Source organism: Microbacterium kunmingense (genome assembly GCF_023155745.1).
GTDB classification, from domain to species: Bacteria; Actinomycetota; Actinomycetes; order Actinomycetales; family Microbacteriaceae; genus Microbacterium; species Microbacterium kunmingense.
On the sequence record NZ_JAKNUS010000002.1, the window covers coordinates 443,450 to 451,914 of the forward strand.

The following is an 8,465-nucleotide window of genomic DNA, read 5'->3' on the forward strand; positions in this document are numbered from 1 at the left end:
GTCACCACTCGGTGAGCGTCCACACCTCCGGACGCAACTCCGACCCCTGCACCTCCGAGAAGGCGATGGCCGACGCGCGCAGCGCGGCCATCGCCTCCTCCTCCCGACCGATCGCGTGCAGCAGGTCGGCCAGGTGGGAGTGCAGCGCGGCCTGACGGTGGCGGTCTCCCTGCGCCTGTGCGCGACGGAGTGCGTCGCGTGCGGCGGCGAGCGCCTCATCCGCGGCGCCCCTCGTCGCGCGCGCTCGCGCCAGGTTGTTGAGCGCCGCGATGGTCAGGTCGTCGTCGCCGTGGGCTTCGGCGCGAGCGACGGCGTGTTCCAACTGCTCCTCGGCGCCCCGCTGGTCGCCGTCGGCGAGGGCGATCATTCCGAGGACGTTCATCGCCTGGATCGCGGCGGCGGGGTCACCGGCCGCGTCACCGCTCTGCTGCGCCGACGCGGCGGTCGCGCGGGCATCGGCCGTCAGCCCGCGTCGGTGCAGCACGAGCGCGAGGTCGGCCAGCACCCTCGCGCGTCGTCCGAGGTCACCACCGCCGATCGCCTCCACCGCCGACTCCAGGTGGGACTGCGCGAGCCCCCACTCGCCGCGACGGTCGTGCACCCGGGCGATCGCGTGGTCCACCGTGGCCCGGACGTCGGCGTCGTCGGCCGCCGCCGACGCCTGGTCGAAGGCGATGAGCGCCTCGTCGTACCGGCCGAGCCTGACCAACGCAGCGCCGAGCGCCGCGTGCACCTCGCTGTCGCGGCGGCCGAGGGCGACCGCGGAGCGCAGCTGGGCGATCGCCTCCTCATGCGCGCCCAGCCGGGCCGCGTCGGCCGCCGCGCGCACGAACCAGTCCGCCGCGTCGGGGTCGCGACCCGCGGCCGCCAGGTGCTGCGCGACTGCACCCGCCGGCGCCCCGAGCGGGTCGACGCTGTGCGCCCGCGCGAAGATGTCGGCCACGCGCGCGTGGAGCAGGCGCCGCCGCGCCAGCGACAGGCCGCCCAGCGCCGCCTCACGGACAAGGTCGTGCGGCACGTCGTATCCGGGCGGTTCGGCGTGCTCGACGAGGAGGCTCCGGTCGACGGCTTCCTCGATCGCTTCGACGGTCTCGCTCTCATCGCGGCCGCTCACCGCCCGCAGCAGCTCGGGCGTCGCGATGCGACCGATCACGACGGCCGCGGCGACGACCTGGGTCGTCGTCTCCGACGAGCCGGCGAGCCGCGCCGCGACGATGTCGCGCACCTCGGCGTGTCCGAGGGCGGTGGGCGCAGCGGCCAGCTCGTGAACGAGCAGCGGGATGCCGCGCGTGCGGCGGAGGACATCTCCTGCGTCCAGGCTCTCACCGACGAGTTCTTCGATGTCAGGCGCGTCCAGCGGCGCCAGGGTGAGGATCTCGCCGACGTCGCGCACCGCCTGCTGCAGCGCCCCGCCGGTGGTTCCGGGCCGCCAGCACACGAGCATCAGGATGCCTTCGGGGAGGCGATGGGCGAGATACCCGAGGAGCACCGCCGACGGCCTGTCGATCTGTTCGGCGACATCCACGATGAGGAGCACGGGGGCCTCGGCGGCCAGGCGTTCGAGCGCGGCGCGGACGGCCTCGTGAACCCGCTGAAGATCACCGGGCGTGCGGATCGCCCCCTCGGGAAGGGATGCCCCGATGCCACGGACGAGGTCTGTCGCGGCCGCGTAGGCCAGCGACGCCTCCGCCGCGCGCCCGGTGACACGGACGACCCTCGGCGCCGCGCTCTCGTCCAGCGCCTCAGCCAGCGCCTCGGCGAGCGCGGTCTTGCCGATCCCAGGCTCGCCGACGAGGCCGATGAGCCGCGCGCGGCGCTCACCCGCGACATCCGTCCACGCGTCCTCGAGGATCCGCAGCTCCCTCTCCCGGCCGACGAGCCGGGGGCGCCCGGTGACGCGACCGCCTCCCCCCTCGCCCGTCGACGGTCTTTCGGTGGCGGCGGCGGGCGCGGCCCGAAGTCGGCCGGTGCGGATGTCTTCGTGGAGCGCGAGGGTGTCGGCGAGCGGAGCGACGCCCAGTTCGGTGTCGAGCAGGCGCACCAGCACGCGGTAGGCGTGCAGAGCCCCCGGGCGATCGCCCGCCAGCGCGGTCGCCCGGATGAGGTCGACATGCGCAGGCTCGGAGAGCGGGTCGATCCGCACCCGGCCGCGCGCCCACTCCTGAGCCTCCTCCCACCGGCCCTCGTCGATCGCGGCCCGCACGAGCCGGGCGAGGGTGCGCGAGAGGTCGTCGCGAAGCTCGTCGCCCACCTGCCGGACCCAGTCGTCGAACGGCGGGCTGTCGCGGAGCGCGAAGCCGTCGAGGAAGCGGTCGGCGGGGAGCGCCGCCGCCCGGGCCCAGTCCCCCGGGTCGTCGGAGGCGGCGAGACGCCGGAACTCGTCGACATCGCTCGTCGCTCCGGCGGTCAGGGCGACCCGGTCCCCGGTCACGTCGAGATCAGGACCGACCGCCGCCGCGACGGACAGGGTGCGTCGCAGCGTCGCACGAGCATGTGCCCGATCCAGATCCGGCCAGAGGAGCGCCGCCAGGGCGTCCCTGCCGTGGTCGCGCCCGGTGACGGCCAGATAGGCCAGGAGCGCCACGGCCTTCCGCGTGTCGAAACGCAGCGCGGTGTCATCCCGCCACACCCGCGGCGGACCGAGCAACTCCAGACGCACGGACACGTTCGACCTCTCCGCGCCCACCGTAGCGCTCGGGGGCCCTCCCTACACGTTCCGATCGGCGGGCGCCCGACCGGGCCGTAACGCTTTCGGAACGCTCCGCCGGGCACCATCGTTGCAGTACCGGTCACGGCGCGGGTGTCCGGTGGAGGAGGATCATGACCGGCACACTCGAGTCGCCCGTGGCGACCTCCCAGCGGAAGCCCCGGCGCCACGTGGAGCAGGCGGCCGCGCCGTCGAGCGCGCGCCGGATCGACATCGACATCGACCCCGCCGACCCGCTGCTGATCTACCTCCGGTCGGCGACCGGACCCGTGGAGATCGGGGCCCTTCCCTCCTCCTCCCCCGCCGTGGCCCGGCTGATCGCCCAGGATGTGCAGCTCGTCGTGCCGCTCGTGACCAGCGGCGAGCTCGTGGGCATCCTCGCGCTCGGCCCGCGACTGTCGGAGCGGACCTACTCCCGCAACGACCGGCGGCTGCTGGAGAGTCTCGTCCGCTACGCCGCGCCGGCGCTCCGCCTCGGCCAGCTCATGCGCGCCCAGGAGCGGCAGGCGCGGGAGCGGGAGCGGATCGAGCAGGAGCTGCATGTCGCGCAGCTGATCCAGCAGCAGTTCCTCCCGGCAGAGCTCCCCGAGCTCGGCGGCTGGCACCTGGCGGCGTTCTACCGCCCCGCCCGCACGGTCGGCGGCGACTTCTACGACCTCATCGAGCTCGCAGACGGGCGCATCATGGTCGTCACGGGCGACGTCACCGACAAGGGGGTGCCGGCGGCCCTCGTCATGGCGAGCACGCACGCACTCCTGCGGTCGACCGCCGCCGTCGTCACCTCGCCCGGCGAGGTTCTCCGACGGGTGAACGAGCTGCTCATCCCCCAGATCCCCGCCCACATGTTCGTCACGTGCCTCGTCCTCGTGATCGACCTCGACAGCGGACGCACCCAGTTCGCCAATGCCGGTCACAACCTCCCCTACGTGCGCCGGGGCGACCGCGTCGACCAGCTGCACGCCCGGGGCATGCCGCTCGGTCTCATGCCCGGCAGCCAGTACGACGAGCACGAGACCGTGATCGATCCCGGCGAAATCGTGCTGCTCTACAGCGACGGCATCACCGAGCAGCACGACGCGAGCCGGGAGATGTTCGGCTTCGGCCGCACCGCCGACCTCGTCGCCCGCGCCCGCTCGGGGCAGGACCTCATCGACGATGCGGTGCAGTCGCTGACGACGTTCTCCGCCGACGTCGAGCAGGAGGACGACATCACCCTCGTCGCGCTCGTCCGGGGCCGACGTGGCACCGCCCCCGATGCCGTGACCTTCACCGTGCCGAGCGTCTCGGGCACCGAACGCGACGTGATGGAGCGGGTCGCCCGCATCGCGTCGCCGGTTCTCGGCGGGGCGCGGCTCGACGCCCTGAAGACGGCGGTGAGCGAGACGGTCATGAACGCCATCGAGCACGGCAATCGCGGGGACGCAGGGCTGGATGTCACCGTGAGCGTGCGCTTCGGGGCAGACGCCGTGACCGTCGACGTGGGTGATTTCGGTCGCGGGCTGCGGCAGGACGCCGAAGTCCCCGACCTCGACCTGAAGCTCGCCGGCCTGCAGACCCCGCGCGGGTGGGGGCTCTTCCTCGTGCGTGAACTCGTCGACCGGGTGGAGGAGTTCCGCGACGGCGACCGACACGTGGTGCGACTGACCATGCGCACCGGCGAAGCGGATGCGGCGCACTCGACCGCCGCGGAACGGAGGGACGATGAGTCTGCATCATGAGATCAGGCGCCGTGACGACGTCGCCGAGGTGACACTGTCGGGCCGCATCGATCGCGATGCCGCGCCGGCTCTCGATGCCGCCTACGCCGCGGCATCCGTCGGTTCACCGGGGTCGATCCAACTCGATTTCACCGGCGTGGACTACATCAATTCGACCGGTATCGCCCTGATCGTGAGCATCCTCGCGCGGGCGCGCTCGGAGCGGATCGGCGTGCGGGCATCGGGACTGACCGACCACTACCGGCACATCTTCGAGATCACCCGGCTGAGCGATTTCATCGAGATCGTCGAACCGGCCTCGCATTAGGAGTCGACATGGGATCAGCACACATGGAGGTCACGCATCCCCGGGCGGATGCCGCGCAGATCGCCATCTCGGGCGATGTGACCGCCGCGTGCGAGGACGACCTGATGGCCGCCCACGAGCAGGCGTCCGACGCGGGCGCCGCCGTCATCGTCCTGGATTTCTCGGCGATGGAGTACATGAACAGCGGCGGCATCGGCATGCTCGTGACGCTTCTCGTGCGGGGGCAGCGACGCCAGCAGCGCATCGCCGCCGTCGGGCTGTCGGAGCACTACCGGCAGATCTTCGAGCTCACCCGCCTCGATGAGGCGATCGTCCTGCACGACGACACGGCCGCGGCCCTCCGCGCGCTCTCCCCTGGGAGGCCGTGATGGCCGACAGCGCCCCGCGGGATGCGGCGAACTGGGCGGCGAAGATCGACCGCCTCCAGGTGAGCGACCCCTCCGACACCCACGGCTACAACGTGCAGGGCAAGCGCGTCGCCGGCCCGATGAACGGGTTCGGACGGCTGTGGCAGCGCACCTACACGGCGGCGCTCGGGACGGCGGTGACGCCGGAGGCGGTGATCGCCGACTGGCGCGCCCACTTCGGCGAGTACTGGCCCCGGATGGGCCGGTTCCACAGCTCGCTGTCGACGCTGCAGCCGGGCGACGTCACGGCCCTCACGGCCGGCGGTGTCACGACCGGAGTCATGGTGCTTTACGCCGACGACACGTCCTTCACCTTCCTGACACCCGAGGGACACATGTTCGCCGCGATGATCACCTTCTCTGCCGAATCGGATGCCGCGGCGCACACGATCGCGCGGATCTCGATGCTGCTGCGCTGCTCAGACCCCCTGTTCGAGAGCATGTGGTCGCTCGCGCGGCGCGGTGAGGACCTGTTCTGGCCGGAGGTCCTCCGTAACCTCGGGCGCGCGCACGGAGTGACCGATGTCACCGTCGCCGAGCGCACGGTGTGCGTGGACCGCCGGAGGCTCTGGGCGAATTGGCGGAACGTGCGTCACAACGCCGGCATCCGCACGGTCGCCCACGTCGTCCGCGCGCCCTTCCGGCGCACCCGACCAGAAGGCGCGCCATGAGCGGCCGCGCCGCGTCGGCGCGCGAAGTGCTGCGGCGGAGCGGGATCATCCTGCTCTTCACCGGGTATCTCCTCCTCTGCACGCTGACGATCGTCGCGACGGGAGAGGTCTGGAGCCTCATCGCCTGGGGCGGCTTCGCGGTCGTCGGGACGCTGCTGCTGCTCCGCCGATCCGGAAACGCGATCGGCCGCATCCTGCTGGGGCTCGCGCTGTACTGGGGTCTGTACGGCGCGTTCACCGTGCCGGGTGTCGCCGAGGCGCTGCCCGCGGTCATGGAGGTCGTGCTGTCCTCGCTCGGCTACGCCGTGTGGATGCTGCTTCCCGTGCTCATCGTCGTGTTCCCGTCGGGCCGGGTGACCTCCCGCCTCGGCGGCACGGTCGCGGTGCTCGCCGGGGCGGTGGCCGCCCTCGTCGTCGCGATGGCCGTCGTCGGCCCCGGCGATCTGCCGTTCTCGGCGCGTCCCAATCCGCTCGGCGTCACCGCGCTCGCTTCCCTCTCCCGCGCGGCGCTCGGCGACGAGACCTTCCTCTCGGTTCCCCTCATCGGTGCGCTCGCGCTGGTGGATCTCATCCTGCGGTGGCGTCGCGCCGACGGCGCCACGCGGCTGCAGTTCCGGTGGCTGGCCTACGGCACCGCGGTCACCGTCCTCATCCTCGGCAGCTCGCTCCTCCTCACCGACCCCCCGCCTGTGGTCAACGCGGTGCTGACCCTGGGGATCAACGCCATTCCCGCCGCGATCTGGATCGCGGTGACGCGGCACGGTCTCTACGAGATCGGCCGAGTCGTCTCGCGCACCGTGTCGTACGCGATCGTCACGGCGGTCGTCATCGGCATCTACGTCCTGGCGGTGACCTCGGCGACCTGGTTGGTGCCGGGCCTTCCGGCGCTCGGCGTCGCCGTGGCGACCCTGGTGGCGGCGGCCCTCTTCCTCCCCGTCCTCCGATCCGTGCAGCGCCGCATCGACCGGCGGTTCGATCGCGAGCACTTCGACGCGCAGAAGACCGTCGACGAGTTCGGCGATCGCCTCCGCACGAGAACCGACCCCCTCACCGCATCGGATGACCTCGCCCGCGCCGTCGAGCGGACGCTGCAGCCGACCGTCATCGGCATCTGGACCTCGGGAGCGCGGCCATGAGCGCCGACCGTCTCGCCTCGGGCCGCACCCCGGCCGTGCTGGCGTTCGCCGCGGGTGCCCTGGTGTGCGCCCTGCTCGTCGTCACGACCGTCGCGTACCTCAGCAGGGGGCGCGAGGCAGCCGAGGCGGCGCCGTTCCTCGTGCTCCTCGCCGTCTTCGTCGTCGTCGGGTCGCTCCTGGCGTGGAAGCGCCCCGCGAATCCGATCGGGTGGCTGCTTCTGGTGATCCCCGGCCTCTTCACGCTCGGGACGCCGGCGATGCTCCTCGGCGAGGCGCTGCTCGACTCCGCCCCGGGCGTCTCGGCGTGGCTGTTCTGGTACGGCTACGACCGGGAAGACACCTGGAGCTGGCTGCCGCCGATCGGACTGCTCCTCACGCAGATTCCGCTCCGGTTCCCCGACGGGGTGCTGCCCTCGCGCCGGTGGCGCTGGTTCTCCTGGTTCACGATCGTCACGCTCGTGGTCGTCAGTGCCGTCCTGTCGACGGCATCGGCGGAGGTCTACCCCGGTATCGCGAACCCCGTCCACAGCGGTGTCCTGCTCGGCGCACCGGTCGTCATCGCCGCCTGCTTCGGAGCGCTCGCCGTCGCGTTCGTCGGGTCGCTGGCGTCGCTGATCGTCCGCTACCGGCGGTCGGGCGACGTGCAGCGTGCGCAGCTGCGCTGGATGCTCTGGGCCGTGTGCCTCGTGGTCGTGATCCTCCTCAGCAGCTGGGTCATTCCCGACGAGTGGGGAGCGGCGAACAGCATCGTCCTGGTCTCGTACGGGCTCATCCCCGTCGCCATCGCGATCGCCGTGCTCCGCTACCGCCTGTACGAGATCGATCGGGTCATCTCCCGCACCGCGGCCTACGTGCTCGTGACGGCGCTCGCTGTTGCCACCTACGCCCTGGTGGTCACGTCGGTCGCGTGGCTTCTGCCGGATGCGACGACGCTCGGCGTTGCGCTTGCGACTCTCGTGGCTGCGGCGGTGTTCTTCCCCGTGCTCCGGATCGTTCGGCGGCTGCTGGATCGCCGATTCAACCGCCGGCAGTACGACGCGGAGAGGGTCGTCGACGCCTTCGGCGAGCGACTTCGCACGGGTGCGGACCCGCACACCGCGGCATCCGATCTCGTCGACGCGGTCGATCGCACCCTCGAGCCCTCGGTCGTCGGCATCTGGACGAGACCGCTGGGGTCGTGACGTGCCTGCGGGCCCTGCTCGCGCCGAGGCACGCCGCGCGACGCGCCACCCGTCAAAAACTGTCACCTCCGCGGACTCCAGGCCGCAGTTTTCGACGGGTCGCGGCGGATCAAGGCCGTTCAACGCGAAAAGAGCCCGCCGTTGCGGCGAGCTCTTCTCGAATTGGTGGACCTGAGGGTGTGTGGGTTCACGACATAGGCGACAGGTGATCGGCGACACGTGAGTCGGGTCATAGGCGACAGACTCGGGCATGTCGTCGAAGCATCGGGTCGTGGTGTTGAAGATCGTCGCGGGGGGACTTACTGTGAGCGCGGCCGCGGCCGAGTACGGGATGAGCC

7 protein-coding genes are annotated in these 8,465 nt (G+C 71.9%); 6 read left to right on the forward strand and 1 reads right to left on the reverse strand.

Annotation, left to right across the window (positions count from 1 at the left end; genetic code table 11):
• Position 1 precedes the first annotated feature (1 nt).
• On the reverse strand, positions 2-2,665 hold the full coding sequence (locus MA875_RS04930) for an ATP-binding protein (protein WP_248240641.1): 2,664 nt from the start codon (positions 2,663-2,665) through the stop codon (positions 2-4).
• 155 nt (positions 2,666-2,820) lie between these two features.
• On the opposite strand from MA875_RS04930, the gene MA875_RS04935 reads away from it, so the two are divergent.
• From MA875_RS04935 to MA875_RS04960, 6 genes are read left to right on the forward strand one after another with little or no spacing between them, the layout of a single operon-like run.
• Positions 2,821-4,425: an ATP-binding SpoIIE family protein phosphatase gene (locus tag MA875_RS04935; RefSeq protein WP_248240642.1), complete on the forward strand. Its 1,605-nt coding sequence runs from the start codon at positions 2,821-2,823 to the stop codon at positions 4,423-4,425.
• Positions 4,409-4,732 carry an STAS domain-containing protein gene (locus MA875_RS04940; RefSeq protein WP_248240643.1) on the forward strand — a complete coding sequence of 108 codons (324 nt, stop codon included), beginning with the start codon at positions 4,409-4,411 and terminating at the stop codon, positions 4,730-4,732. The genes MA875_RS04935 and MA875_RS04940 overlap by 17 nt, the downstream gene beginning before the upstream one ends.
• A gap of 8 nt (positions 4,733-4,740) precedes the next feature.
• Positions 4,741-5,100, forward strand: a complete 360-nt coding sequence (locus MA875_RS04945) for an STAS domain-containing protein (RefSeq protein WP_248240644.1) — start codon at positions 4,741-4,743, stop codon at positions 5,098-5,100.
• Complete coding sequence (locus MA875_RS04950; RefSeq protein ID WP_248240645.1) at positions 5,100-5,810, forward strand: hypothetical protein; 711 nt, start codon at positions 5,100-5,102, stop codon at positions 5,808-5,810. Before MA875_RS04945 ends, MA875_RS04950 begins: the two co-directional genes overlap by 1 nt.
• A complete protein-coding gene (locus tag MA875_RS04955) occupies positions 5,807-6,946 on the forward strand; it encodes a hypothetical protein (RefSeq protein ID WP_248240646.1) in 1,140 nt (379 codons plus the stop codon). The genes MA875_RS04950 and MA875_RS04955 overlap by 4 nt, the downstream gene beginning before the upstream one ends.
• Positions 6,943-8,127 (forward strand): hypothetical protein, encoded by a 1,185-nt coding sequence (locus tag MA875_RS04960; protein WP_248240647.1) that lies wholly within the window; start codon positions 6,943-6,945, stop codon positions 8,125-8,127. The genes MA875_RS04955 and MA875_RS04960 overlap by 4 nt, the downstream gene beginning before the upstream one ends.
• The last annotated feature ends 338 nt before the right edge of the window (positions 8,128-8,465 follow it).

What these genes read in the sequence shown, in the direction of transcription:
- MA875_RS04935 (WP_248240642.1), top strand. Translation starts at nt 2,821, where the DNA reads ATGACCGGCACACTCGAGTCGCCCGTGGCGACCTCCCAGCGGAAGCCC.
- MA875_RS04955 (WP_248240646.1), top strand. Translation starts at nt 5,807, where the DNA reads ATGAGCGGCCGCGCCGCGTCGGCGCGCGAAGTGCTGCGGCGGAGCGGG.
- MA875_RS04960 (WP_248240647.1), top strand. Translation starts at nt 6,943, where the DNA reads ATGAGCGCCGACCGTCTCGCCTCGGGCCGCACCCCGGCCGTGCTGGCG.
- MA875_RS04945 (WP_248240644.1), top strand. Translation starts at nt 4,741, where the DNA reads ATGGGATCAGCACACATGGAGGTCACGCATCCCCGGGCGGATGCCGCG.
- MA875_RS04950 (WP_248240645.1), top strand. Translation starts at nt 5,100, where the DNA reads ATGGCCGACAGCGCCCCGCGGGATGCGGCGAACTGGGCGGCGAAGATC.
- MA875_RS04940 (WP_248240643.1), top strand. Translation starts at nt 4,409, where the DNA reads ATGAGTCTGCATCATGAGATCAGGCGCCGTGACGACGTCGCCGAGGTG.